Below are 24,790 nucleotides of genomic sequence, written 5' to 3'. Positions count from 1 at the left end.
GCCGACCCGAAGTACTCGACGGCTTCATCGCCGGGACCGGACTGGCACTGGAGCCTCCGTAACGCTGTCACCCCACCCTTTCAACCTCAGCGGCAACCTTGGGGTCGTAAGGCATCAGCTGCTCATGGTTGGAGGCCCAGAGTTGGTTGATGTTGCTGGGCGGTTCGCGCCTTTTGTCTTGATCGAGAGCAGTTCCCGGCGCGATGGGTCCACCGCCTTCGTGCCCGGGTACTTGCAGGACGAGCCCGCTCTTCTTGTTGACAAGGAAGCCCGCGTCATATTTCCACAGTTGGTTGTCGTTGTCGCTGGGCCTCCTGTCCCGGACGATGACCCGGCTGCCGGGCGCGGTGCTTCCGTCTTTGGTGTCGAGCACCTTGCCGCTGTACACGTTCCGGACGAAGAAATAGCCCTCCGGAAAACTGTCCTGCCGCAGGGTGTGCCCGAAGTGGGCGGACGGCTCGACCGCAGAGGCGGCGCCTGGTAGCGGCATCACCGCCCCCAACAGCGCCGCAGCCAGTACTGCGACGCTCCGCCGCCGCCCTACCGCCAAGGAAACGTGCATATCTCCTCCTTCTCGGTGACTTCCCGCACGCCCTTATCACTTTGGGCGCCGGGCGAAGCAATAGGCCGCCGCCAGGAAGGTGAATTCACTCGATCGAGCCGGACATCGCTGGTCCGTGAAGAGGGGTGGTCCACCGGCCGACATTGCCGATGCCTGTCAGCCCTGGGTTCCGAGCGGGCGCCACCGGTCAGCAGGTGCTCCCGCAGGACTTCGAGCAGCGCTTGGAGCCGCAGGACTCCAGGGAATGTCAAGGACGGCCGGCTGCCATCCGGCCACCCGGAGTTCCATGCCGCGCACATACCGCTGACGGACGTGGAGCGGGAACTCTGGTCTGCCCTGACCCTGGAGTTCTGACCTGCGCGTTGGGCCGCGTGGACGGCGACCGTCGACCGCTGCGCCGCGAATGCCGGTCGGACGCTCCGCCAAGCATCTGACCAACTGCCGGCCCGGGCCGAGGACAGCGGTGATGCCCTGGTCACGGCCAGGGTAACGGGCGCATGACGCAGGCACGAAGGCGTCGTTGCAATGCTGAGCTGTCAACATCCGATGTGTTGACCGTGAATTGCGGCGCGAATAGCGTCCAGGCATGCGGATCTCCCTGCGGTTCACCCGGCGGTGCGCCGTCGACCTGCTGCGCGTCGCCGCCGCGCTCTGTAGCTGACGCCTCGCCGAACGCAGCCGTCCCATGCTGACCGCCCACCATGGCGGTTTCCTTCGTGTGCGCGCGTTCGGCGTCCCGGCCACAGCACTCACCCGCACATCCGCGAAGGAGTACCCGTGCACCCGCTCAGAACCCGCCGCTCCGCCCTGCAAGCGCTGGGCTCGGCAGCCCTGCTGACCGCCTCCGCCACCGTCCCGCTCGCCACGCCCGCCGTTGCGGACGAACGGCAGCAGCACCTGTCCGTGACGCTCGACTGGTACGACACGACGGCCGTGACCATCGCGGTGGCCGGGGCCGCCACCCAGGTCACCAACAGCCGGACCTGGGCCATCAGCTGGCTGGCGGCCGCCCGAGCCACCCGCGAGGTGCCGCCCGGCGTCGACCGGAGGGACTTCCGGAACGCGGCCCTGGCATCCGCTGTGCACGACGCCCTGGTGGCGCTGATCCCATCCCGCACCCAGGAACTGGATGACGCGTTGCGCTCTACGCTGGACCGCGTTCCGGACGGGCCGGCCAAGGCGAAGGGCGTGGCGGCCGGCGCGCGCCAGGCACGGCTGGTCCTCGCTTTGCGTGAGGGCGACGGTCTCGACCCGACTTCGGTGAACGCGCCGTTCACCGTGCCGCCGGCGGCTCCCGGCGTGTGGCAGCCGACTCCGCCCGCCTACGCCCCGGCCGCACAGTACGGCAACCGGCTCGCCCGGCCCTTCCTGCTGGACAGCCCCGACCAGTACCGGCTGTCCGCGCCGCCCGCCCTGGACTCCGCCCGCTACCGTGCCGACCTGGCCGAGGTCCGTGCGTACGGGGCCGCGGACAGCACCGTACGCACAGCGCTGCAGACCGAGACCGCCAACTTCTGGTTCGGCTCCTCACTGACGCTGTACACCATTGCCGAGCAGGCCGTCGACTTCGAGCGGCGCTGGCAGGCACTGACCCGCCACCACGCGCAGCAACAGCGGTGACAAGCCGCGCGCTGCTCCCCACTTCGCACCAGTGATCCAGTCAGCGTCAACGGCTGCGCAACCGTGAAAACCACACGTCAGCCCAGCACGCAGCCGTGATGCCCATTGCGCGGCCAGTGCGCACAGCGATCTGCGCGCTGCGCACCCGTCACCATCACCCGCTCTACCGAGGCTCTTCGCTGGCCGGTCATGACAGGGGCCTGGCCCCGACCCACAGGAGACCGTCGTCACCCACGACACCCAGCTTCAAGACAGAATGCCGCCCGGCCCCGCGTGATGTGTCGCTATTCGGTCGAGGTCGCATCAGGTCGACTTCTCGAAGCCGAAAAGTGGGTGCAGCGCCTTGCGCGGATCCACAGTCCGCCACCGGGGCCCAACGAAGGGGGGAACAGTGCCTCATGGCCGTGCGGCTCGGGAAACCGGTCCGGCGTCGTCATCGACGGCTCCCGCGGTCGGCGTACTCGGGCTCCTCTTCGTCCTCCTCGTACTCGCCCTCGCCCTCGTACTCGCCCTCACCGCCGCCGTCGCCCTCGTACTCCTCCGACTCCTCGGGTTCCTCGGAGTCCTCCGGCTCCTCGTACTCCTCCGGCTCCTCGTACTCCTCCGGCTCCTCGGGTTCCTCGGAGTCCTCCGGCTCCCCGGACTCCTCCGGCTCCTCGGATTCCTGTTCCTCGTCCTCGGCGCGGGTCTCGTCGCCCGGCTCCTGCTCCGATTCCTCTTCCGCGACCGCGTCCTCGTGGCTGCGGACGACCTCACCGTCGCGGATCTCGCCGCGCCAACCGTCCTCCGCCTCTCCCTTCAGGGCGATGTGGCGGGCGAAGTGCTTCAGGTCCAGCCTGACCCGGCGGCCTTGGGCCCGCCACAGATTGCCGGTCTTCTCGAACAGCCCGGACGGGTAGTACTCGATGACCAGCAGGATCCGGGTGAGGTTCTCCCCCAGCGGGTGGAAGGTGACGACACCCTTGGCGGTGCCCTTCGCGCCTTGTGAGGTCCACTGGATGCGGTAGTCGGGTACCTGCTCGGTGGTGTGCGCCTTCCAGCTGCGGCTGGACCAGAAGATCTTGGCCTGCCAGTCCGAGTGGGTGTCGTCGGCGCGGCTCGCGCTCTTGACGCCCTTGGCGAAGGCGGAGAAGTCCTGGTATTGGGTCCACTGGTCGTAGGCGGTGCGCAGCGGCACGCCGACGTCGACGGACTCCATGATGACCGTCGGCTTGTTGCCGCCTCCGCCCTTCTTCCTGCCCCGGCCGCCCGTGAGATTCTTCGCCGCGTCCATCACGTTCTCCTTGGCGCGGGAGGCGCCCAATTCCAGTGCGCTGCGGAGCGGGCCCTTGCCCTCGGTGAGCTTGCGACCGCCGTCGAGGGCGAGACGGGCGAAGCCCGGGCTGTTGCCCTCGGCGATGTCGTTGAGTTTGCCGGTGGTCTGGCCGAGCTTGCGGCCGAAGCCGGTGAGCATCCGCTGGGCCTGCGCGGACAGGTACTCGCGCACCTCGTCCTTCAGCCGGTCGGCGGCCTCGCTGTGGGCGAGGCCGGAGAGCGGGTTGCTGTCCTTCGCGGCGCCGGTGGCCCGGCGCGCTGTGGACGTCGCGGATCCGAGGGTGTCGGTCATCGCTCGTCGCCGCCCTTCGCCGCACCCGCACCGCGGGCGCCGAACGTCTTCTTCGCGGCCGTCTTACGGGCCGTGCCGGTGGACTTGGCCGCCTTCTTGCCGGGGGCGGCTTTCTTCGCCGGCGCCTTCTTCGCCGGGGCCCTCTTCTCGGCCGCCTTCTTCGGCTGGGCCTTCTTGGCCGCCTTCCTGGCGGGCGGTCCGTCGCCCCGCTCCCGGCGGTCGTCGTCCTCGGGCGCCTCCCGGTCGCTGTTCTCGGCGCTGTCGTCCGCCTCCTCGTCGGAGCCGGGGGCGGGCTGGGCCCCGGACAGTTCGTCGCGCATTCGGGCGGTACGGTCGTGCAGCCGGTCGGCGAGTGCGCCCATCTGCCGCCCGACCATCGCGCCGGAGGCGGCCTTTCCGACGCCCCGCAGGTCCTGGCGCAGCTGATCGCCGATCTCCTTGAACTGCGGGTTGTCGCTCAACTGCTGCCGGGCGAGGGCCGCGAGGGCCCCGGGGCCGAGATTCAGCTTCTTGCCCGCGACCAGGGAGCCGACCGCGAGCGCCATTTTCAGTTTCTTCGTACGACCCAGCAGATATCCGGCCCCTACGGCCAGGCCCAGTGTTGTTCGGTTCATCATCACGTCCCGTCGCTTGTCGTGCCGCAGGAGTGCATCGCCGCCTTTAGCCGGTCCAGCAGTTCGTCCTCCCGCCGGTCGAACTCCTCCTCGGTCACCTCTCCCCCTGCGTGTGAGCGCTTCATCCAAGGCCAAACCTCTGGAAGCGGTCACGGGGCGGAGGTCTGACCGGCGTACCTGGTGGAAGAGGTGTCTGTGTCAGCCATCCAGTGCCGCCAGGCGACTACGGGCGGGCTTGGCAGACCAGGCTGTGTGAGCTGGGGTTGCGTGCCAGGACGTCGCTCCCGGCCGGTAGCGCGTATCGCGCACCGGCCCTCTGCAGGGCCTTGCGCGTAGCCGCACCGGAGCCATTGAGAAGCTCATTGATCAGCTGTTCGGTCTCCAACTCCAGTGATGCATCCAGCGCCCTGTTGACCTGTTGCACGCGGGTGATCGTGACGCTTGGAGGGGGGCTTGTCGGTGTATGGGGTGGCGGCTGGTCTGGTGTGTTGCTGGTTCGTTGAGAGGTGGGGTGAGTGCTGTGAACTGGGAGGTCAGCGCGTGTGAGCTGGGCTTGTGTGTTCTGTGCGCAGAAGCGCTGGGCTCGTTGTAGGTAGCGGTAGGGCCAAAAGGCGCGGTGTGCGCTTCCGCTGGTCAGGACTGTTTTTGTGGGTCGGCGGGTAGGGTCGGCGGGTTTGGGTGGGACGGTTGTGTTGCTCGGCAAGGTGGTCGAGGCGGATGGCGTCGGGTGAGGCGTTGGTGATGCGTTCGGTGCCGTCGCAGATGGCGGTGATGGCGCGGCGCTTGTCGTCCTGGACGACGTCCTGGCCGTCGCGTTGCAGGACGCCTCGCTCATCTGTCTCGCTCGGCAATGAAGCTGATCAAGACAGGTAGCGGCGCTGACGCGCCGGTGCGGGCGTACCGCCAGCGGCGTCACTGGGATGGCGGGTGGGGGTTCACCGGAGAAACGAACCACCAAGGGCCCGCCACTGCCTGAGGCGACTGCTCGCTCGTGGGGAGCGATGGCGTCACTCACCTCGTTGCCGGTGGCGCGCTGTTCGGCCTGGGCTCGGCGTTTCCATGGCGGTCGTGGGGCTGGGTTCCCTCGGTTGCCGGTCTCGGGCGTCGGCTGTACGCGCGACCCTGTAACGGTCTCGGCGAATCCATGGCCACGGCATCGCTTTGAGGCATACACGCTGCGTGTCAGCGGTGCGTGGGGTACGAGAAAGCGGGCACCGTCCACGGTGTGCGGCGCGCATATGCCCCTCATCCCGTGGAAGTAACTCATCTTTTGGGTGCTTGTAGGGCTGAAGTAAGGGCATCCGGTGGCCAGGAGGTTGATAACGATGGTTCCCCTGCTTCTGGTTCTTCTGCTGGCTCTGATCCTCTTCGGCGCGGGCTTCGCGCTGAAGGCACTGTGGTGGATCGCGGTGATCGTGCTGATCGTGTGGCTGCTCGGCTTCGTCGTCCGGTCCGCGGACAGCGGAGGCCGCAAGGGCCGCTGGTACCGCTGGTAGACGAAAGGCATCCGGCGCGCGGAGCGCGCCACGCGCGAGCAATGAGTGGGCCCGGCCGGCACGGCCGGGCCCACTGGCGTGAAGGAGAGGCTTGCTTGCGGCAGTTGGGAGGGATCGGGCTTATCGGACGCACCGCAGGGTACGTGAGTCATGCACCGGCCCCGCAGACTCAGCAGTGGAACCCTGCTCCTCCTGTCTGCGGGGCCGGTGCGCACCGGGCTTGCATATGGTTCGGCCGGGCCACGCAGTTCGGCCCCGCCCGAGGCGGTACCTGGCGATGCCGAGGTGTTGGCCGCTTTCTCGCGCATCACTGACTACTGCTCGCGCCGGGATGGGTTCGAACATGCGGGGACGCGTGGCGTTGCGGAGGGCCGCCTGGCTGGTCAGCGAAGCGTGGTCCAGTCTCGCATGCCCGTATATCTGCATAAGTGTGGAAGAAACCGCTGAGATGCTGTTTTTCCAGAGATATCGCCTCGTGACATGGATGCGGGAACCAGCCTCGGTGGGATTGCATGTGCTCCGACGATGGAACGTGTAATGACTTGGCCAAGGTCCACTGAAGCCCGGCCACCACCACTTGTTAGGTAAGGCTTGCCTGGTTTACGTTCTGTGCGCTTCTTGTGCACGTCAGACCGGAGTCCCCATGTCCAGCGGCAATATCGCCCTGCTCGGAGCCATCGCAGGCTTCACCATCTACCTCGGCCTTCCCCTCGGCCGCCTCCGCAGCCCGACCCCCCGGCTCAGGGCCGGCCTGAACGCCGTCGCCATCGGCATTCTGATCTTTCTCGTGTGGGACGTACTGACCCATGCCTGGGAGCCCATCGACGAGGCCCTCAGTAAGCACACGTGGGGAACGGTTGCCTCCGGAGGCGCCACCCTGATCGCGGGCCTGACCATCGGCCTCGCCGGGCTCGTCCACTACGACGGCTGGATCGCCCGCCGCCGCAAGACCGACGGCCGACCGGCGGGCCCCGGCGCTGCCGCCTCCGTCGAGCTGGCTCCGAAGACCCACAGCCAGGCGAGTTCGCTCGCGTTGATGATCGCCACCGGCATCGGCCTGCACAACTTCGCCGAAGGCCTCGCCATCGGGAACTCCGCCGCGCGAGGAGAACTGTCCCTGGCCCTGCTTCTGATCATCGGTTTCGGCCTGCACAACGCCACCGAAGGATTCGGCATCGTCGCTCCGCTGGCTGCCGAGGCCGAACGTCCCTCCTGGCTCACCTTGCTGGGGCTCGGCTTGATCGGCGGCGGTCCCACCTTCTTGGGCACGCTCGTTGGCCGGCACCTGGTCAATGACATCCTTTCCATCGCGTTCCTCGGCCTGGCCGCCGGCTCGATCCTCTACGTTGTCATCGAACTGCTCGCCGTGGCCCGCAAGACCGGTCTCAAGACCCTCACCGCCTGGTGCATCCTCATGGGCCTCTTGCTGGGTTTTGCCACGGACGCCGTCGTTACGGCTGCCGGTGCCTGACCGGCCAGTCTGCGCATCGATTCGTGGGTGCCGTCCCGGTCCACGGGCGAGCGATGGACCGGGACCAGCATCGTGTGTGGGCCGCTAGTGCCTTGGAAGCATCCGTGTTCCGGTCGCCCGTCTTGGTTTGCGCCCAAGCAACTGTGGAGCGACCGTGTCCTCGACGAAGCCAGACACACCGCCGACCCTGTCACCTCGCCCGCCTCTTCGGCATCCACCCCCCACTGCCGTGAGGTACGTACACGCCGCCCACCCGGACAAGGCCCTGGCGAAGATCCGTTGAGGCGACCCCCGCTACTTCAAGGCCCCCCTTCTGACGCGCTCGCTAGGCCACCGGCCTGCTGACGCCCGACAGAACAGACTGCAGTCGACTGAAGTTGGCGGAGAACAGGAACACGACCGCCGTCCCCTCATGTCCTTGATCTGCACTTCTGGCGGGCCGCTCGCATCCCATCCGGTTACCGTCGACGAGCTAATCCCCTAAGGCGGGGAAGGGCCCTGCGCTGGGGCGCTCATGGGGCTGCGGGCCTGAGGTCGGCCGGGGGTACGTCGGGCAGGAGACGGCAGAGGTCGAAGACGGTGGGATTCACGTCGGCCGCCATGAGCAGCAGCGACAGCGGCTGTGCGCGCAGTCCGGTCACGGTCGCCCGGCGCTTCGGGCCGTCGCCGGCGGTGGGGGTGAAGAGGAGGTGGAGGCCGGCGACGTCCATGAAGGGCGTGAGGGTCAGGTCCCACAGCAGGTCGCTCACCTGCGGCGGCAGCGCGTCGACGGCGGCGCGCAGCGGAGGCAGAGTGTCGAAGTCGATCTCTCCGCAGAGGGATAGGCGTGCGAAGGTGCCGTCGATCGTGGTGGTGATGTTCATGCGGGCGTGCCCCCTTCCGGGGGTTGGTGAGCCCAAAGACGAAGCACCCCCCTTGAGGGGTGTACGACGATGGAGGGGGTCGGGTGCCCGGGGTGGGGGCAACGCCCGAAATCCCCAAAGACCGGCACCCAGGGATGTCGGTCGGTCTCGTTGTCTTCCCTTCCACCGTCACACAGACACCCTCGCCGCCACGACTGCCTACACGAGAATCTGCTGTGAAGCCCGCCACCGCCCAGGCCGACAGGCCCCTGTCCTTGCCGAAAGCCTTATCCGCCCAGGTGATGAGGCGGTGGGCGGCCTTCGCGGAGCGTCGACGATGGATGCTCACGCCGCGGTTGCGCGGAAGCCGATCAGCACTGCAACGTGATCGTCCGGACTGCCGCGACTGGCCTACATCGGTGTGAGCAACGCGCTCGCGCTGCTGCGCCTACTGCCGATGAGCGATCGGGACAAAGACATCGAGATCCTGGTGCTACGGCATCAGATCACGGTGCTGGAGCGGCAACTGGGCCAGCGTAGACCGCGGTTCGATGCGGCCGACCGGGCGTTCCTGGTGGCGCTGCTGCACCGGTTGCCGATGGAACCAGCGCCATCTGCTCCATGCTCTGCGCGAGTTCGAACACTTCTACAACTCGCATCGGCCCCACCAGGGCATCGGCAACGACCGCCCGCTCCGCCCGTTGCCCGAGCCGATCAACGACCCGGCCCGGATCCTTCACCTTGACGTACGAAGACGCGACCGACTCGGCGGCATACGCCACGAGTACCAGCATGCCGCTTGACCTGGCCGGATGAGGTTTCCGGCAAGGACAGCGTTCAGGCTGGTCAGCGCAGAGTGAGCCACCAGGGGAAGGCCATCGAACCCTCCAGGGGCGGCTCTGGGCCGCGAGCCCCTCCCCGGCACGCTTCGCGGCTACGGCCCTTTGCCGTGAGCGGGGTGCGGATGAGGTGGGCTCAGTCCTCGTCCTGGGCGCGCCGGTAGAGCTTGGCGATGTCATCGTCGAAGTATGCGGCGTAGGAGACGTCGTCCTGGTCGCCGCCGCCCTCGTGGCCGCCCAGGACGCCGATGACCGTGCCGGTGTGGCTCTTGGGGTTGTAGTCGGTGAGCCAGGGGCTGCCGCTGGTCCCGTCCTCGAGGTCGGTGCACTGGATGCGCAGCTGGGCGTCGCTGAACTTCGTGGTGCGGTTCTGGCATGAGATGGGCGTGTCACGGCTGGTGGGATAGCCGGTGATCTTGACCTTGTTGCCGAAGCCGCGGTTTATGCCGAGGGTGTTGCCGCTCAGGACGTCCTGAATGTTCTTGCCGTCCTTCTGGTCGAGGACGAGGAAGGCGACGTCGAGGTCCTCGTCCTGCGACTTGGCCCAGCGGTCGTCGACGACTACCTTGCTGACCTTCCACAGGCCGGTGGGTTCGTCGCCGTTGCGGTAGCCGGGGGCGAAGACCAGGTCGTTCAGCGGCTGTCCGGAGTCGGCGTCGAAGGCGCAGTGGGCCGCGGTGATCAGCATGTTCCGGCCCGGACTCTGCACCACGCTCGCCGTGCAGAAGTGGGCGCCCTGGTCGTCCTTTTCGAAGACCGCGCCGATGCGGGCGTTCTCCTCGGTCTTACGGGGGGTGTACGCGGTGCCGTCCTTGGCCGGGGCCGTCGCGGGGTGGTCCTGGTCCTGGTCCTGCGGGGACTGGCCCGGCTCGCCGGATTTGCCGAAACCGCTGGGCCCGCTGCTTCTGGCCGCATGGGTTTCCCCCGCGGCGTCGCCCACCACTGCTGCCGCCCCGACGATGACCAGTGTCAGGGGCAGGATGGAATTCCTGACTAGTGAGCGCACAAGGTCATTATCGACGCGGGCCGGGAAATCGGGAGATGCTTCACCGGGAGGCTCCCGTCACAATCCACCGCCCGGATCGGTCGTCGGCACCCTGGTCGCCACTGCTGCCGTGTCACCGGCGGAAGTGGTCGATCCGTTCAGAAGCAGGCGCCGGTCGCTCAGGGAGAGACCGAGAGGGGGTGCCGTGATGACGACGTCTGGCGCCGCAAACTCCCTACGAAAGGAGTCGCCCTTCTCGATCACTACGTGCCTTGGTGCGCCCTGGCCGATGCCGGCCGCCAGTGCGGCGATCTGTGCGTCGAGCTCATACCCGAGAAAGTCGACGACGGCTTCTCGCTCGGCCGCACTGCCCAGGGCCGCCCAGAGGAATGATCCGGTTCCGCAGAACGGGGCCAGGACAAGATCCGCCAGACGTTCCTCGACCAGAGCGGCGACGGCAGGGGCGAGCACCGGGGGCGAGCTGAAAGCCCCCGATCTGCCGCGTGATGCGAACTCCGTCAGGGCGGCACGCTTGGCGCGCCAGAGTACATCCCCCCTCAACGGGCACGAATGCGCCGTCCGGCCTGGACGCCTGGTGTTCGAGCGCCTGCAGGGTCGTTTGCGGCCGGCCACATCACCAGTGCCGGGCGTCAGGCACCGGTGGCTCAGTGTGCGACGAGCCGCTCGCTCATCCACTGCAGCATCGGCGGGATCTCCCGCTTCCAGGTGTTGAAGTTGTGCCCGCCATTCGGAAGGATTATCGACGAAATCTTGGTCACGTTCGTGTCCTGCACACCCTTTATGAACTTGAGCGTGTCCTTGTAGTTGTGCTCACCGACCCTGCTGCTGGTGACGAGCAGTGAGGTCTCGGGGGCGGCCAGATGCTTGAGCGCCCAGAAGAGGTCGGCACGGTTCTGCAGGTTCTTGTCACCGCGGAAGAGGTCCCCGGTGGTGGGGTCGATCTGCGCCCTGTAGTACGGCGACAGGGCCGCGGCGGCCGCGTATGAACCCGGGTGGTGCATGGCGATCTTGAGTGCGCAGTAGCCGCCGGTCGAGTCGCCGGCGATGCCCCAGCTGGCGGGCGTCTTGACGACCCGGTAGCGGGCCATCACTGAATCGCGCAGATCCTTGGCGAAGAACGTCTCTGTCTGCGGGCCGCCGGGAACGTCGACGCACTCGGTGTCCCGCGGCGGCGCTACGGTCGGACGTAGCATCACCAGGATCATCGGCTGCATCTTCCCGTTTTTGGCCAGCTGCTGCGCTGTGCTCGGGTAGTTCAGCTTGTCCACCAGCGCCTGGGCCGTGCCCGGGTAACCCGTGAGAACGACGGACACCGGGAACTTGCGCGCGCGGTTCTGCGGCTGGAAGTACTCCGGGGGTAGGTACACGAACGCCGGCGTGGCCAGATGGGTCGTACGGCCGATGATGTCGACCTTCTGGACCTGCCCAGCCATCTGCGGCAGCGCGCTGCTCGCACCGATGACAGGGGAGGCGGAGAGCACTTGGACGGGGCTGCTGCCGCCCTCCGCCACGTGGTCGACGACTACTCCCTGGCCGGTCTCCTGGCCGAACAGGTCGGACCAGCTGGCGTAGAAGCCGAACGCCTGGTTGGTGGCGAGTCCCACCGTGGCGAAGCCCGCCAGCTGGGTGGCGAGCAGCAGCCCGAACCGTCCGCTGATGGCCCGCCAGTTCCGCCGGGCCAGGCGCGGCCACAGCCATACCGTGCCGAGGAACAGTACGACGGCGAGGACGATCGCCAGCATCAGCAATTTGTTGCTTGTGAGACCCATGGGCTGTTACCTGCCTGCGCTTTCTGCCCGGCACCCGCCCGCGCTTCGTTGCGAGGGCTTGCCCGGGGCGTTTCTTGGCCTTTGACCCGACTTTCCGGTGGGGAGTGAACCTCTCCTTGCTGGACACCGTCCTAAAGGGCGCAATGTCGCCGGATGCCCGATCGGGCCCGGATCGGGGGTCTCTCGCAAGAACTACGAGATGCGATGTCTGTCAGATAGATGAGCAAATCTCGGGCGAGGTTCCGACCCGATCCAGCCGGCCGCGGCGCATACTGCGCGGCCCGCGCCCCGATGCCGAAAGAGTGCAACGGCTACGAAGCACACTGATTTCTGGTCGGTTCAGTGTCCGGCTGGCGGCTGGATGTAGTCCTCCAGGCGGGCCACCGCGAAGCCCTGCTCTCGGATGCGCTTGAGCAGATTCGCGAACATCTCCGTCATGGTGGCGCCCTTGAGCTCGGCAGGGCCGCGGAAGTGGGCGAGGATGATGTCGCCGGGACGCAGCTTCTTGCCTGGCTCTTGGTACTGCATGTTGCGTACCTGCATGGACTCGCGCCACCAGACGATCGCTCGCGGCCCGCAATCTCCCACCGCGATCTTGGTGTTGTGGTTGTACGCCCCGTAGGGCGGCCGGAAGAGGAACGGGGCGGTGCCGAACTGCTGGGTGAGGATCTTCTGGTCGCCGCACACCTCTTGCTTCTGGCGGTTCAGCGGGATGGTGTTCATCGCGGGATGGTGCAGCGTGTGGTTCTGGATGTGGTTGCCCATTGCCTGCAGTGGCTTGAAGTACCCGTAGTCCGACTTGATGGCGTCGTTCATCAGGAACATCGTGATCGGGATTTTCAGGTCCCGCATCATCTTGATGAACTTGGGGTCCTTTTCCAGTCCGTCGTCGACGGTGATGAAGACGACCTTCTGGGATGTCGGTACATGCGTGAAGACCGGGATTGGGCCGGTCGCGGACAGTTTGATGGGTTTGTCCGCGGGGGGCTCGGGAGTCGCGGGCAGCGGTGTCAGGCCCCACTTGTGCCAGGCGGCAGGCTCAGCCGTGACGTGCGACCCGGTTCCCGGCGTGCCGCCGACGGTGGCGGACGCCGACGAGGTGGCCGCTGGACCGGTTGCGTTGCCACCGCTCATGTCGCAGCCGCCTACGGACACGGCCAGGAGCACGCTGACCAGCGGGGCGTAGAACTTGCCGCCTGTGTTGCGTCGCTTCACCGCACCGCTCTCCTGACTGCAAACCTGACCTTGACTCTGCTGGGAAGATAACCGCGGTATGAAAAGCGAAGTTCAGCGGTATGAAAGGCGAAGTTCAGCGGAGGGTGAGAATATGGCCAAAGCCCACACCACCCCCGGCACCATGCGGGTCATCACAGCCGACGTCCGGCAGGAGGCCAGGGCTTGATCAAGTGCTGGACCGCCGTTCGCCAGGGGGCGAGGGCGCGCCACTCGCGCCTTATCGGGTGTCGTCAGCACCGCCCGGACCCTCTTGCCGTAGGCCGGCTCCGGCATCGTGCTCCAGAGGCTGGCCGGAAAGGCCGCCCGGATGGTCAGGGTGACCTGAGCTTCTCAGAGCGTGCGGTGCGGCCGGATGGGGCCCGCATCGCACCGGATCCCACGGCCCGGCACCGCCCACTCAGGGTGCAACGGTTGCCCGCGCCCGGGAAGGCGCCGGGGCCTTTCGCAGCCCGCGGCAGTCCCGACCGTCAAAGCAGTCCACAGCGCTGCAGATCGCAAGCAGAGGGCCGGCATGCTGCGGGAACTGCGTCTCGCCGTCAGCGGAGCCTGGCGGCTTGAGTTCCCACTGACTGTCAGCTGGTTTGGTGGATCGAGGCGCCGACGAGGATGCCGTCGGCGACGGTGTAGTCGCCGGCGTACGTCTTGAGTGTGCCGTCGGTTTGGGTGGCGTACAGGACGGCGTGGACGCGGGAGGCTCCGAATGCGCTGATGGTGCCCAGGGTGATGTTCTGGGTGGTGGCGAACCCGGCCACCCACCGGTCGTAGGTCGTCCCGGCGATGTGCGAGCCGCCGAGCGCCCAGGCGGCCGCGTAGTCGTGATCGGTGATGTCCTGGTAGTACTGCGAGACCACCGCCGAGGCGTTGGTCAGATGCGGCCGAGGAGTGGCCGGGGGTGCCGTCTTGGGCACGGTGTTCGGTGCCGCGGACGTCGGCGTGGGGCCGGCGGTAGGGGGCGTCGAGGTGGGCGGCACGGAGGCCGGCACGGTGCGCGTCACGGTAACGGCCGGAGCCGCCGGGGAAGCGGGTTTTGCGGAGCAGGCGGCGAGAGGCGGGACAGCGAGCAGAGCGACAGCCGAGACGATACGGCGCACGGGCCCCCCTTTTTTTTGGCAGTGCGGAAGTTGCTCCGAACACCGTGGCATCTCGCGCACGGAGCGGTGGGTTGGTGTTGGGTGGAACGGCGGGCGGGGGTCATGTCGGTTCGGTGCCCGGGGCGGTTTCGGGGTCCTGGCCGCCCCAGCCTTCCTTGGTACGCCACAGGACGTGGACGTTGAAGATGTCGTGGAGGGTGTCGGCTGCCCAGTCTTCGGCGGGCCGGGAGGCACAGGACCAGGTGGAGGCGGTCGGCGGGGGTGGGAAGGGTGTGGTTGATCTCCAGGAGGCGGACGGCTCCCGAGCGCAGGTCGGCGTAGGCGCAGTGGCCGGCGCCGAGGACCTCGTAGAGGAAGTGGCCGTCCTTCGTGGCGCAACTGACGTCGACGATGGGGGTGTTGGTGGGCTGGAGCGTGTGGCGCGCGATGAGCAGGGCGTCGGCCCTGCCGGCACGTTCCAGGCCGTCCTTGAGGCGACCCGCATCGAGGTGATCGTCCTTGAGTGCGTGGTGGGCGTGTGCCGAAAGGTTGCGCAGGAGGGTCAGACGGTGCCTGTCCGGCGATCCGAGCACACGCCGCACGTCGACCCAGTCCGCCTGGTCCCGGCGCAGGACGCGGTTGGCCATGCCCTTGAGCTCGGACAGACGATCCCGGGCGTCCTGCGCCACGATGTTCTCACCGTTGATCAGCTCGTCCAGAACGCCGAGCGCGGCCGTGTAGCGCGGCGCCATCCTGGGCGAGATGGGCTGACTGCCGCGCGGGTCGGCGGTCAGCAGACAGTGGGTTGATTCGTGGGCGAACACCCAGCAGTCCAGCTCGTCGCCGGGACGCGGGGCAGCCGCGCCGTGGCGAACCGTCAGGATCAGGGGGCAGGTTGAGAGGGGTCGGGCTGCGGACTGGACCTGGCTGAACAGCTCGGCATCGGCGCGCTGCGCTCTTGGGGGATGAACGTTGCGAGGGAACCCGAGCGGTAGGTCCAGCTGCTGGTCCCCGACCGACGGTACGTCGGTCGGGGCAACGGGGCGGCGCTGCTGACCCATGCCGCTGAGGAGTGGCAGGTCGGCGTGGAGCTGCTGCGGGTGGGTTGATGGGCGGGGCGGGGGCGAGTTGGTCGCGTTCTACGAGCGCAACGGTTTCACCCCAACCGACCAGCCTGATCCGCCGGGCGCCCCCTCAGTTAGCCGAATGACGTTGCTTTCCGTCGTTAGCGGGTGAAGCCGTAGACGGGCCCTACTGGTGTGGAGAGCACCTTTCCGTCGGTAATCCGAACCACCGCATGGAAGGGGTGGTAGCCATCGGCTCCGCCCGTTGACCCGCAATCGACAAGCACGGTTTGGTTGTCCAGCCACCCGACTGCCGTGTTCTCGCACGAGACAACGACCTGCCCGTAGTCTCGGGTGTTGCCGTTAAGATCCTCAACGAAGAGGTCCGGCACCCCCGGCGAGTTACCAACATAAGCATTATGCGTACCGTCAGGGCTGAGCGCAGCGTTCCGAGCCGGCGGAGCGGAAGCCTGATATGGAAGCCCGTTGACCAAGTTCAGTTTGTACCATTGCGAGTAATTGGACTGAAGGTCAAGCCAGGCGAATCTTGGGTCATCGTCGACAAAGTCTGTCACCGTTACAGCCATATTGCCAGTGGTCTCCCACATGACCTCGACGCCTGTCGACAGGGTCATAGCCCGGACCTGCTTGGTGTTTTGGCAATACCACGTGCCGTTGGGGCCCTGCGTCATCTGGCCGTTTTCGTCCCAAGCGACGATGCGGCTGTCAGCCGAGACCGCCACGTCCCGCATGCACGCGGCGTAACTGCGGCTGGCGACCGTGCGGGTCGCCAGCCCGACGCCGCCCGTCACCACAGAGAATGTCTCGTTATATGCCGGGATTGGATCGGTGGTCCGCTCGAGGACGACCCAGCGTCCTGTGGGAGACACCGCGACATCGATGATGGTGTTCGTAGTCTTGTACAGGGTCTTCTTGTACTTGCCGTCCGTCGTGGTGGCCAGAAGGGTGTGCACATCGGAACCGGTCACCACGAACGGCCCGCCGGGAGTGACCGTCACCGAGACGGTAGGGCTGGTGGCCGCCGAAAGGGACGCTGTCTGAGCTGTCACTGTTCGGTAGGACCAGCGACCAAGGCCGGGGTTGGCAGCCGTGACTCGGTACGAGCCGGAACTCTGCGAACGAGTCGTAACTGCCGTCACCCAGTGGCCGGACACAAGGCGTTGCAACGCGACAGTGCGAATCCCAGAAGGTTTCACGGCGCCGGTCACGATGATTGACTGACGGTTTGTGACACCAGCTGCAGTGGCAGCAGTCAGCGTACTGCGAGTCAGAGACACCACCCGAACAGCGGCCGAAGTCGCCGCCGAATACCGGCCTGTTTTCGGAGCCGTGAGCCGCTCTGTGTACGTACCAACAGGCACTTTACCCTGTTGGAACGCGACGGTCCCGTTCGAAGCTGTGCGTGCTGTCGCGACCGAATGCCACGCACCGGCGCTGTATTTCTGAAGGGTGACGGGACGGCCGCTACCGGGTGTAAGTCGACCGTTGACTGTGAGCGTCGATCCGGCGTATATCGTTTTAGGTGCCGAAGCGGTCAACGTCGATTTAATCGGCGTTGCGGCGCCGGCAAGGCTGCCACTCAATACTGCCATGATGGCAGCCAAAGACACGGCGATAGATGCCTTAACCAGGTGTCTCTTGAACCTGTGAATCACGATGTTTTGCTCTTCTCTGAGGTCATAACTCGGTGAGTGGCTCCTGGGGGGATGATGCTGGCCGGTCCGGTCTCGGCAGGATGTGCAGCGAGTCGAGGGCTGGTGATCACATCGACCCAGGGTCGGTACGCCGCGAGGTATGCAGGGTGCGGGTCGCTCCTCACGAAGGGGGAGTACGCCACTATGGGGCCCAGTGTCCGGAGAGGGGTTCCTGCCGTTGGTAAGGGCGGGCGGTCGACTGGGAGATGTGTCCGCGTGTGCTCACCTTCCTCTCGACCAACATGGACGCGAAGACGATGTGATGGTGGCGATCGTCTTGGTTGTCGCGGCTGCTGGCGCGGCCAGTACGACGGAGGGTGCCACTGCGAGCGCGGTAGCAGCTGCAAGGCGACGTACGGGCACAGGCATGGGAGCTCCGGTTCGTCGATTGACGGTAGACCCGCCGACCTGTGTGCAAGACGTGAAGAATTGATGTTCGCGATGCTAGCGCCCGCAAGTGACACCGAGAAGCGGTGCCCCGTGATAACGGGTGGCTGGCCCCGGGCAACAGACAGGGAAGAGTCATTTCGGCTCTTTGAGTGGAACGGTCACAGCATGGCCCTTCCGTCGGCTGCAGCCCGCTTTGCATGTGGCGCGCACGCTGCGACGAAGGCGGGAATCGGGCCGGAGATCGTGCATCGCACCAAACAGCGGATCGCCCTGGACCTGCTCGATGATCCCGACCAGTCGGCTCTGGCCCCGCCGCTGGTCGTCGCGGACAGCGACTACGGCACCAACGTCGCCTTCCGGACCGGGCTGACCGCCCAGGGCATCCGCTGGCCGCTGGCGGTCACGGGTCACACCGTCGTTCTGACCGCCACCGCAGCCCCGATCACCGCCTGGGCGCGCAGGCGCCCCAGCATCACTGTCGACCGGGGCGCCGCGGAACACCGCTACCGGGCCCCCAGGTTCGTCTACCGGGCCGGGACAGCCGATCACCCTCGCCCGGTCCGGCTGGTTCGTCGCCATCCCGGTACGCATCGCCAGGATCGTCGAGTGCGAGCACATCGCGTCCACCGCCGACCGGCTGCTGCCCCGGCGCCCAACTGGTCCAGTGGAAGCGCAAGCGCGGCGGGCACGTCTTCCGGTCCTGGATCACTGACCTGCCCGCGAACGCCCCACTCGCGGTCCTGGTCGGGTACGCGACGAGCCGCTGGTGCATCGAGGCCGACCATCGCGAGATGGAACAGGCCCTCCCTGGGCGACTATGAGAGCCGGACATAGCGGGGGCACCACCACTACGTGGCGCCGGTCTCCGCGACCCGCCTCTTCTGCCTGGAGCATCACCTCAACCCAAAAGACCAGGGCACGACCTCAGCCTGTACAAGATCGTGACTCCGTTCCAGGCCGCGCTGATCGGCTCCCTGTGGCGCTTCCCCGCCTGTGAGTGGGCGCCCTGGTGGCAGCGGTTGTGCGTCAGCCGTGTTCGGCTGGTGATGGCACGGTCGTGGCGGTTGATGAGGACTGGAGCTGAGCTCGCGCGAGGGGCCTTCGCCAGGAGGTCGGTGCGACCCGGTCACGGTGAGGGGGAGAGCTGGTGCGACGAAGCGCTGCGCGAGGAAGCAACTGTGCGACGAAGCGCTCGGGTGGCCGGACGCATGCCTGCCGGGCTCTGTGCGGCGGGAAGGGGCCGCACTAGAGTGCCGACGTGCACGCAGAGCTCGATCCCGCAGTCGTCGACTCCCTGTTCGCCGGGGCGGATCGGCTCACCGACACGATCGTCGACCGCATCCGGGCCGAAGTCGGCTTCTACCTGGCCGGGGGCTCGGTGTCGCGTGACGCGCTGCGGCAGTCGGTCCACGACAACGTCATGCGGGTCCTGCAGCAGTTCGCGGGCGGCGGTCTCGCCGCCGCCCTTCAGGCGCCACGGACGACCGGCCGGGAACGGGCCCTGCAAGGCGCCCCGCTCCCCGAAGTACTCAGCGCCTACAGAATCGGCTTCGGCTGCTTCTGGGAGGAACTGGTCGCCCTCGCTCGCGCCGGCAGCCGGCTCGGCGACTCCCAACTGGTCGACCTCGCCGCCGACATCTGGCGGTTGAGCGGTGAGTACGCGGACACGATGGTGAGCGGCTACCGCGAGGCCTCCGCCCAACTGATGCTGCAGCGTGAGCACGAGCGTTCGGTCCTCGTCGAGGCGCTGTTCGCCGGTTTCATCGACGGGCAACGCACCCTCTGGGAGACCGCCGAGATCCTGCGGCTGCCGCTGGAGGGCGACTTCGTCGTGGTGGCCGCGGAGACTCCCGCGATCGGGCGCCAGGCCCTTGCCGACATCGAATCGCGGCTCGAGGCGGAGGCGGTCAGGTCGGCCTGGCGACTGCTGCCCCACGAGCAGATCGGCGTGGTGTGCTCGCGCAGTGTGCGGATGCGGGAACGGGCTCTGCAGGTACTGGGCCGGCAAGCGGTCTCGCGCATCGGCGTCAGCCGGCCGTTCACCTCACTGCGGGAAACTCCGCAGGCCCTGCAGTTCGCCCGCCTCGCCCGGGGGACACTGCCCGCCGGTGAGGCCGGGCTCGCGCGGTTCGAGGACACCGCACCGCTCGCGGTACTCGTCGCGGCGGCGCCCGCGGAGGCCGAGCGGGTCGTCTCGACGATCCTCGGCCCCCTGTGCGAACTGCCCGCCGAGGACTGCTCGCTGCTCATCAGCACGCTCGACGCATGGTTCACCGCGGCGGGCTCGGCCGCGGACACCGCGCAGGCCATGTACTGCCACCCCAACACCGTGCGCTACCGGCTCCGCCGACTGGAGACACTCACCGGACGCTCACTGCACAACCCCCAGGACGTCGCGGACCTGGCCACCGCGCTGCAGACCGCCCGGATCGTCCTCGGCCTGCGATAGGCCCGCCCTCCGGGTGCTCGCGGGAGCCCCCGGGGTCCCCGGGCGCCCGCGGGGCGTTGCGGGTGGCCCCCGCTGTCAATGCGGTGCGCCGGACCGTCGATGCCAGCTGCCCGCGGTACCGCCGGCAGCCCCGAACCGGCTTTGTCACACGGAACAGTCATGCCGGCCCAGCGTTGTTCGCGGGTCCATGGGTGGGCCCGCGACCGGCGGTCAGGATGTTCGCCCACAGCAACGGGTTGGCCGCAGCACACAGAAAACAGCTCCGTGCCCAGCCTCGCGCAGGCCCTCGCCTCGCCCCCTGATCAGCGCATCCGGAAAGGCAGCTCGTGACAGCATCGGACGACCTTCAAGAGCCCTGGATTCCGCGTAGCCACCGGGCCGGTCCCACCGTGACCGTCACGGGCGACCCCCTGGCATACGTACGGGCCGACGCGGCGGCGCTGCGCCGGGCGCACCGCTCACTGCGGCGCAGCACCGTCGGACTCGTACTCGGCGGCCATCTGTCGTACGCGGCGCTGTCCTGCCTCGCTCCCTCCCTGATCGGAGCGCGGACAACGGGCCACTTGACCCTCGGGATGGCTCTCGGCCTCGGGGAGATGGGTCTCGTCGCCACCGTCCTCGTCCGGCACGCCCGGCATACGAGACAGCGCATCGATCCGCTTGCCGACCGGCTCCGGTGCTATCTCGCGGAACGGCGCCGCGCCGCGACGAAGGGAGCGACGGCATGAGCGACCCGTCCTCCGCCTCGCCGGGCACCACCCTCGTGGTCTTCATGGTCTTCGTCGCCCTGTGCCTGCTGCTGTGCGTGCTGGCCGGCCCCGAGAAGGACGATCCGGCCGAGTTCTACACCGGCAACAGCGGCACCGGCGCACTGACGTCCTTTCAGAACGGGCTGGCCATCGCGGGCGACTACATTTCCGCGGCCACGGTGCTCAGCACCACCGGCGTCATCGCGCTGGCCGGCTACGACGGCATGCTGGTGGCATGCGCCACTGTGATGTCACTGCTGCTGACGGCGATCCTCCTCGCCGAACCCCTGCGCAACTCCGGTCGCTACACCATGGGCGACGCCATCGCCGGCCGGCTGACCGGCCGCCGGGTGCGGATCGCAGTCGGCGTCGTCACCCTCGCGGTCACCCTGCCCTATCTGACGGTGCAGCTCTCCGGTGCCGGCGCGATGGTGACGTTCCTGCTCGGGTTCACCGGCAACGAGGCGAAGCCCCTGTGCACCGTCATCATCGGCGTGCTCATGGTCTGCTACGCGGCGCTCGGCGGGATGAGGGGCACGGCCGCGGTGCAGATGGTGAAGACCGTGGTGCTGTTCGCCACCGTGACGGTGGTGACCTTCATCGTCCTGAACCGATTCGGGTGGAACCCCGGCAGGCTCCTCGACGCGGCGGTGGCCGGCAGCGGCAGGGGCGACGGTTATCTCCGTCCCGGCCTCGAGTTCGGCGACTCGTCCACCGGTCGACTCGACTTCCTCGGCTTCCAGCTCACCATCGTCCTCGGCGCCGCGACCATGCCGCACGTCACCATGCGGCTGTACGGCGCCCGCAGCGCCAGGGCGGCCCGCGTGTCCATGCGCTGGGCCGTGAGCCTGACCGGCGTCTTCTGCGCAGCGGCCGTTGTGCTGGGACTCGGCGCTGCCGCCGTCGTGGGCTCGGCGACGATCGGCGCCTCGGACCCGAACGGGACGACCAGCGTGCTGCTGCTCTCCCGGGCGCTCGGCGACGGCTCGGGCGTGCTGGTCGCCGCCATGGGGTGCGCGGTCTTCGCCACCGCGCTGGCCGCCGTCACGGGTCTGCTCCTGGCCGCGGCGTCTTCGGTCGCTCACGACGTCCTCACCCAAGCGCTGCTGCGCGGACGCGTGTCACCGAAGCGCGAAGTGGCGCTCGCCCGCGGCGCGACAGCCGTGGTCGGAGCACTTGCGATCCTTCTCGCGGTGTGGTCGAGGGACTGGAACCTGTTGTCGCTCATCTACCTCGCACTGACCCTCGCGGCCTCCGTGGTGCTGCCGGTGCTCGTCCACACCATGTTCTGGAACCGCTACACCGAGCGCGGGATGCTGTGGTGCCTGTACGGCGGTATCGCCGTCGTCACGGCCCTGACCCTGTTCTCCCCGCTCGTCTCGGGCACACCCGAATCGCTTTTCCCGCATCGGGACTTCGCCTGGTTTCCGCTGCGGATGCCCGGGCTCGTCACGATCCCCCTCGGCTTCGTGCTGGGCTGGTTCGGCAGTGTCCGGCACCGCACCGGGCCGGATGCCCGCCGCGACGAGGAGGCCGAGCTGCGCACACTGACCGGAGTGGGCGGGGAGTGAACGCCGACCGGGCCGATCGCACCCGGTCCGCGGTGTGACCGAGGACGGTAGTTGGCGGTACACGTGTATATCAGTGCAGGTCGCGGGCGTTCAGAGAACGATAGTTGGCGAATCTTGAGGACCATAGTTGGCGGTTCACGCCATCGCCGAACCCGAGCACGAGAACGTCGCCGCAGGTGAGCGCATCGGGCGACGGCGGTGCATTCAGATCAGCCAACTAGCGCACGTCATGTGCCAACTGCCGTTCCCGGTCACAGCTGGCTACTTGACCGCCGGCGCGGAATGTGTGCTTACTGATTTCGGCGTCGTAGGGTGTGGTGACAGGGTCCGTCTTGGCTGGTATCCGGAAGTATGCGGTATCCAGACGGGGGCGGGCTGACCGCCGAGCAGCGCAACCGCCGTGAAGAGGTACGGGTGCGGGGCGTCGACCTCTTCGAGGAGGGCGTGAGAGTCCCGCGCATCGCCCGGGAGTTACGGGTGAGCGAGAAGTCGGTCTACCAGTGGCGTCGTGCTGGGGCGTCCGGTGGGCGGGAGGCTCTGCGTTCCCAGGGGCCCCGGGCTACGACTGCAGACTCGGCCCTGACCTGCAGGCCACGCCCGCCGCCTGGCTGGACGAAGGGCCGGCGGCGCATGGCTGGGCGGATGACCAGGTGTGGACCGCGGCAAGGGTGCGCACGCTGATCGGGCGGAAGTTCCACATCTCTTACAGCGTCTTTGGCGTCGCCCGGCTGCTGCACCGGATGGGGTTCAGCGTGCAGATGCCCGTTCGGCCCGCCACCGAACGCGACGAGGACGCGGTCACCGCATGGCGGGAGGCGACCTGGCAGGAGGTAAAACCTATCCGGGCGGCGACCGGCGCATTCATCTGCTTCGAGGACGAAGCAGGCGTGACCGGCCTTCCGCCCAAGGGCCGCACCTGGGGGCGGCGCGGGATCACCCCGACGGTGCGGGTTTCCGGCCGTGGCCGGGGACGGCTGTCGGTGGCCGGGCTGCTGTGCTACCGGCCAGGCCTGCCCGCCTGTGCTACCGGCTGCGGCGGCATACCGGCCGCAAGGGCGAGCGTCGCTCGCTCGGCGAGAGCGACTACATCCGCCTGTTCGACGGCGCCCACCACCTGCTCAAGGCCCCGCTGGTCGTGGTGTGGGACCGACTGAGCACCCACATCTCCAAGGCGATGCAGGCACTCGTGGCCGAACGGGAATGGCTGACGGTGGTCCTGCTGCCCAGGTATGCGCCCGACCTCAACCCGGTCGAGGGCCTGTGGGCGCACGTCAAACGGAGCCTGGCCAACCTTGCCGCCCGCACCCTCAGCGAGTTGGAAACCCTGCTCCGTGGGCGGCTCAGGGCGCTGCAGTACCGGCACCACATCCTCGGCGGGTTCCTCACCGGAACGGGCCTCGCTCTCGAGAGACCGGACCGACCCTAAAACGCCGAAATCAGTAAGCGCGTTGAGCAGGGCCGGGCTGCTGGCCCTCGAAGCGACCACTGGTGGGGCTGGTTCTGGTGCTGGAGAGTTCTGACCGCCACGATGCACTCACAGACTGCCTTATCAAGGCAGGTCGGAGATGTTGGTGTCAGGAGGAAGCCGCAGTCCGGGGGGCATCACCTGCAGGCCGAACTGCGGGGGGTGGGTGAAGTCCGCTACTTGGGAGAAGTCGACAGTGCCGCCGTTGAATAGGGCGGGCGGCACCGTGGTGTAGACGGATGGAAGATGGTGCTCACCGAAGTTGACTGTGCTGCCGGTGAAGGTCGCGCCGGTGAAGTCGACGGAGCCGCCGGAGAACTCAGCGCCCTCGAAGGGGACTTCGCCCGCCGTGAAGGCAGCGTCGCGGAAGTTCACTTGAGCCCCGGTGAAGCGGGCATGGTCGAAGGTGACCCAGCCGCCGCTGAAGGTGACACGGTTGAAGCGGAGGGAGCCGCTGCGGAATTCGGCGAGCCGGAAGTAGACGCAGGTGCCTTCGGCGAAGTCGACATCATCGAAGACGACCTGGTCCCGGCCGTGACCGACGAAGAGCGCCTTGACGAAGATGATGTCGTCGCCGGTGAAGCGGGCGCGACGAAAGTCGGCCTCGTCAAGGACGGCGCCGGTGAAGTCGAGATCGTAGCCCTGCCAGGACGCGGGGGCACCATCGCGCAAGTGGGCACCGATGAGCCCTAAAATGGTCACGCGCACTTCCCGCTCGCGCTGCCACGGCACAAGCGCCTGATCATCGATAGGTGGATCGGGAGCATGCGGCATTCTCAGGTAGCCGCACAGCACGTCGATGCACATCTGCCGTTCCTGCAGCCACTCATCGGCAAGCCGTGCCATCGCGTAGGCGCCAGCCATCCGAACAGCCGGCTGGGCCGCTCCGAGTTGCTCGGCCGCAGCGCCGAACCGTTCGACCAGCACCTTTTCATACTCGCGGGCATCGGCCGCTTCATTAAGATGCTGGCGTCGGTAGGCGACTACGAGTGCTACAACGCCGCCGACTCCTGCGACAACAGCCAATGCGATCTTGATGGCGTCGTGCGTGTCACCGGGCTTGAGTGGTCCGGACCCCTGCACCCGAGGCGCCCCCAGCATCAGCCACAGCAGTCCTAAGACTGTGATCGCCGCGGCAACGGCGAACACCAGCACTACGGCGACATGCAGGCCCAGCCGCAAGCGCAGGACACCGCGCGGAGTTGAACTCGAATTCCTCTCAGCCGTAGTCAAGCTCGATCCAACGGCCAGAAAGC

General features: G+C 67.6%; 23 protein-coding genes and 2 pseudogenes. 12 read left to right on the top strand and 13 right to left on the bottom strand.

The features are described from left to right. Positions 1–67: 67 nt before the first annotated feature. On the bottom strand, positions 68–562 hold the full coding sequence (locus ABZ876_RS30805; protein WP_361788070.1) for an RICIN domain-containing protein: 495 nt from the start codon (positions 560–562) through the stop codon (positions 68–70). 777 nt (positions 563–1,339) lie between these two features. On the opposite strand from ABZ876_RS30805, the gene ABZ876_RS30800 reads away from it, so the two are divergent. After that, positions 1,340–2,182 (top strand): hypothetical protein, encoded by an 843-nt coding sequence (locus ABZ876_RS30800; RefSeq protein WP_361788068.1) that lies wholly within the window; start codon positions 1,340–1,342, stop codon positions 2,180–2,182. Positions 2,183–2,615: 433 nt separating this feature from the next. Here the strand turns inward: ABZ876_RS30800 and ABZ876_RS30795 are convergent, their stop codons facing one another. From ABZ876_RS30795 to ABZ876_RS30785, 3 genes are read right to left on the bottom strand one after another with little or no spacing between them, the layout of a single operon-like run. Continuing rightward, entirely contained in the window at positions 2,616–3,788 is a 1,173-nt protein-coding gene (locus tag ABZ876_RS30795) for an SRPBCC family protein (RefSeq protein WP_361788066.1), read from the bottom strand. After that, positions 3,785–4,402 (bottom strand): DNA primase, encoded by a 618-nt coding sequence (locus ABZ876_RS30790; RefSeq protein ID WP_361788064.1) that lies wholly within the window; start codon positions 4,400–4,402, stop codon positions 3,785–3,787. The genes ABZ876_RS30795 and ABZ876_RS30790 overlap by 4 nt, the downstream gene beginning before the upstream one ends. A 2-nt stretch (positions 4,403–4,404) precedes the next feature. After that, positions 4,405–4,527: a gas vesicle protein GvpG gene (locus tag ABZ876_RS30785; RefSeq protein WP_361788062.1), complete on the bottom strand. Its 123-nt coding sequence runs from the start codon at positions 4,525–4,527 to the stop codon at positions 4,405–4,407. Between the two features lie 1,200 nt (positions 4,528–5,727). On the opposite strand from ABZ876_RS30785, the gene ABZ876_RS30780 reads away from it, so the two are divergent. Then, positions 5,728–5,898, top strand: a complete 171-nt coding sequence (locus ABZ876_RS30780; protein ID WP_037661814.1) for a hypothetical protein — start codon at positions 5,728–5,730, stop codon at positions 5,896–5,898. 643 nt (positions 5,899–6,541) lie between these two features. Beyond that, a complete protein-coding gene (locus tag ABZ876_RS30775) occupies positions 6,542–7,369 on the top strand; it encodes a ZIP family metal transporter (RefSeq protein WP_361788060.1) in 828 nt (275 codons plus the stop codon). A gap of 512 nt (positions 7,370–7,881) precedes the next feature. On the opposite strand, the gene ABZ876_RS30770 is transcribed toward ABZ876_RS30775, so the two are convergent. From ABZ876_RS30770 to ABZ876_RS30740, 7 genes are all read right to left on the bottom strand, one after another. Next, positions 7,882–8,232, bottom strand: a complete 351-nt coding sequence (locus ABZ876_RS30770) for an STAS domain-containing protein (protein WP_361788058.1) — start codon at positions 8,230–8,232, stop codon at positions 7,882–7,884. Positions 8,233–8,717: 485 nt separating this feature from the next. Continuing rightward, positions 8,718–9,005 carry a hypothetical protein gene (locus tag ABZ876_RS30765; protein ID WP_361788056.1) on the bottom strand — a complete coding sequence of 96 codons (288 nt, stop codon included), beginning with the start codon at positions 9,003–9,005 and terminating at the stop codon, positions 8,718–8,720. 181 nt (positions 9,006–9,186) lie between these two features. Further along, a complete protein-coding gene (locus ABZ876_RS30760) occupies positions 9,187–10,056 on the bottom strand; it encodes a trypsin-like serine protease (RefSeq protein WP_361788054.1) in 870 nt (289 codons plus the stop codon). Positions 10,057–10,113: 57 nt separating this feature from the next. Further along, entirely contained in the window at positions 10,114–10,506 is a 393-nt protein-coding gene (locus tag ABZ876_RS30755; RefSeq protein ID WP_361788052.1) for a hypothetical protein, read from the bottom strand. Positions 10,507–10,700: 194 nt separating this feature from the next. Continuing rightward, on the bottom strand, positions 10,701–11,825 hold the full coding sequence (locus ABZ876_RS30750; protein WP_361788050.1) for an alpha/beta hydrolase-fold protein: 1,125 nt from the start codon (positions 11,823–11,825) through the stop codon (positions 10,701–10,703). Between the two features lie 339 nt (positions 11,826–12,164). Then, positions 12,165–13,040, bottom strand: coding sequence for a polysaccharide deacetylase family protein (locus tag ABZ876_RS30745; RefSeq protein WP_361788048.1), 876 nt, complete (start codon positions 13,038–13,040; stop codon positions 12,165–12,167). A 593-nt stretch (positions 13,041–13,633) separates the two neighbouring features. Beyond that, the gene (locus tag ABZ876_RS30740) at positions 13,634–14,056 is read right to left on the bottom strand and encodes a hypothetical protein (protein WP_361788046.1); all 423 of its coding nucleotides are present in this window, start codon (positions 14,054–14,056) and stop codon (positions 13,634–13,636) included. Positions 14,057–14,331: 275 nt separating this feature from the next. On the opposite strand from ABZ876_RS30740, the gene ABZ876_RS30735 reads away from it, so the two are divergent. Continuing rightward, on the top strand, positions 14,332–14,940 hold the full coding sequence (locus tag ABZ876_RS30735; RefSeq protein WP_361788044.1) for a hypothetical protein: 609 nt from the start codon (positions 14,332–14,334) through the stop codon (positions 14,938–14,940). A 165-nt stretch (positions 14,941–15,105) separates the two neighbouring features. Further along, positions 15,106–15,367: pseudogene (locus ABZ876_RS30730) on the top strand (GNAT family N-acetyltransferase); the annotation flags it as partial. Here ABZ876_RS30730 and ABZ876_RS30725 read toward each other — a convergent pair. Further along, a complete protein-coding gene (locus ABZ876_RS30725; RefSeq protein WP_361788042.1) occupies positions 15,357–16,214 on the bottom strand; it encodes a hypothetical protein in 858 nt (285 codons plus the stop codon). The pseudogene ABZ876_RS30730 and the gene ABZ876_RS30725 sit on opposite strands and share 11 nt — an antisense overlap. 708 nt (positions 16,215–16,922) lie before the next feature. Here ABZ876_RS30725 and ABZ876_RS30720 point away from each other — a divergent pair. The 7 genes and pseudogenes from ABZ876_RS30720 to ABZ876_RS30690 all read left to right on the top strand — a co-directional run bounded on the left by ABZ876_RS30720 (position 16,923) and on the right by ABZ876_RS30690 (position 23,495). Then, on the top strand, positions 16,923–18,134 hold the full coding sequence (locus ABZ876_RS30720) for a transposase (RefSeq protein WP_361788040.1): 1,212 nt from the start codon (positions 16,923–16,925) through the stop codon (positions 18,132–18,134). A 424-nt stretch (positions 18,135–18,558) separates the two neighbouring features. Next, on the top strand, positions 18,559–19,749 hold the full coding sequence (locus tag ABZ876_RS30715) for a helix-turn-helix domain-containing protein (RefSeq protein ID WP_361788038.1): 1,191 nt from the start codon (positions 18,559–18,561) through the stop codon (positions 19,747–19,749). A 389-nt stretch (positions 19,750–20,138) separates the two neighbouring features. After that, positions 20,139–20,477, top strand: a complete 339-nt coding sequence (locus tag ABZ876_RS30710) for a DUF485 domain-containing protein (RefSeq protein ID WP_055495030.1) — start codon at positions 20,139–20,141, stop codon at positions 20,475–20,477. After that, positions 20,474–22,069, top strand: a complete 1,596-nt coding sequence (locus ABZ876_RS30705) for a cation acetate symporter (protein WP_361788036.1) — start codon at positions 20,474–20,476, stop codon at positions 22,067–22,069. The genes ABZ876_RS30710 and ABZ876_RS30705 overlap by 4 nt, the downstream gene beginning before the upstream one ends. A gap of 351 nt (positions 22,070–22,420) precedes the next feature. Beyond that, complete coding sequence (locus tag ABZ876_RS30700; protein WP_361788034.1) at positions 22,421–22,750, top strand: helix-turn-helix domain-containing protein; 330 nt, start codon at positions 22,421–22,423, stop codon at positions 22,748–22,750. Next, positions 22,720–22,827, top strand: a pseudogene (locus ABZ876_RS30695) (winged helix-turn-helix domain-containing protein); the annotation flags it as partial. The gene ABZ876_RS30700 and the pseudogene ABZ876_RS30695, both read left to right, overlap by 31 nt. 236 nt (positions 22,828–23,063) lie before the next feature. Continuing rightward, positions 23,064–23,495, top strand: a complete 432-nt coding sequence (locus ABZ876_RS30690) for a transposase (protein WP_361788032.1) — start codon at positions 23,064–23,066, stop codon at positions 23,493–23,495. Between the two features lie 123 nt (positions 23,496–23,618). Here the strand turns inward: ABZ876_RS30690 and ABZ876_RS30685 are convergent, their stop codons facing one another. Beyond that, positions 23,619–24,716 (bottom strand): pentapeptide repeat-containing protein, encoded by a 1,098-nt coding sequence (locus ABZ876_RS30685; RefSeq protein ID WP_361788030.1) that lies wholly within the window; start codon positions 24,714–24,716, stop codon positions 23,619–23,621. Between the last annotated feature and the right edge of the window lie 74 nt (positions 24,717–24,790).

The organism is Streptomyces sp. NPDC046931 (assembly GCF_040644655.1).
In the GTDB taxonomy this organism is placed as follows: Bacteria; Actinomycetota; Actinomycetes; order Streptomycetales; family Streptomycetaceae; genus Streptomyces.
This window is presented reverse-complemented; position numbering and strand designations above follow the sequence as displayed.

Excerpts from the sequence above, each read along its gene's own strand:
- ABZ876_RS30805 (WP_361788070.1), bottom strand. The coding sequence starts at position 562 with ATGCACGTTTCCTTGGCGGTAGGGCGGCGGCGGAGCGTCGCAGTACTG.
- ABZ876_RS30795 (WP_361788066.1), bottom strand. The coding sequence starts at position 3,788 with ATGACCGACACCCTCGGATCCGCGACGTCCACAGCGCGCCGGGCCACC.
- ABZ876_RS30790 (WP_361788064.1), bottom strand. The coding sequence starts at position 4,402 with ATGAACCGAACAACACTGGGCCTGGCCGTAGGGGCCGGATATCTGCTG.
- ABZ876_RS30785 (WP_361788062.1), bottom strand. The coding sequence starts at position 4,527 with ATGAAGCGCTCACACGCAGGGGGAGAGGTGACCGAGGAGGAGTTCGAC.
- ABZ876_RS30780 (WP_037661814.1), top strand. The coding sequence starts at position 5,728 with ATGGTTCCCCTGCTTCTGGTTCTTCTGCTGGCTCTGATCCTCTTCGGC.
- ABZ876_RS30775 (WP_361788060.1), top strand. The coding sequence starts at position 6,542 with ATGTCCAGCGGCAATATCGCCCTGCTCGGAGCCATCGCAGGCTTCACC.
- ABZ876_RS30770 (WP_361788058.1), bottom strand. The coding sequence starts at position 8,232 with ATGAACATCACCACCACGATCGACGGCACCTTCGCACGCCTATCCCTC.
- ABZ876_RS30765 (WP_361788056.1), bottom strand. The coding sequence starts at position 9,005 with ATGCTGGTACTCGTGGCGTATGCCGCCGAGTCGGTCGCGTCTTCGTAC.
- ABZ876_RS30750 (WP_361788050.1), bottom strand. The coding sequence starts at position 11,825 with ATGGGTCTCACAAGCAACAAATTGCTGATGCTGGCGATCGTCCTCGCC.
- ABZ876_RS30720 (WP_361788040.1), top strand. The coding sequence starts at position 16,923 with ATGATGCTGGCCGGTCCGGTCTCGGCAGGATGTGCAGCGAGTCGAGGG.
- ABZ876_RS30705 (WP_361788036.1), top strand. The coding sequence starts at position 20,474 with ATGAGCGACCCGTCCTCCGCCTCGCCGGGCACCACCCTCGTGGTCTTC.
- ABZ876_RS30700 (WP_361788034.1), top strand. The coding sequence starts at position 22,421 with ATGCGGTATCCAGACGGGGGCGGGCTGACCGCCGAGCAGCGCAACCGC.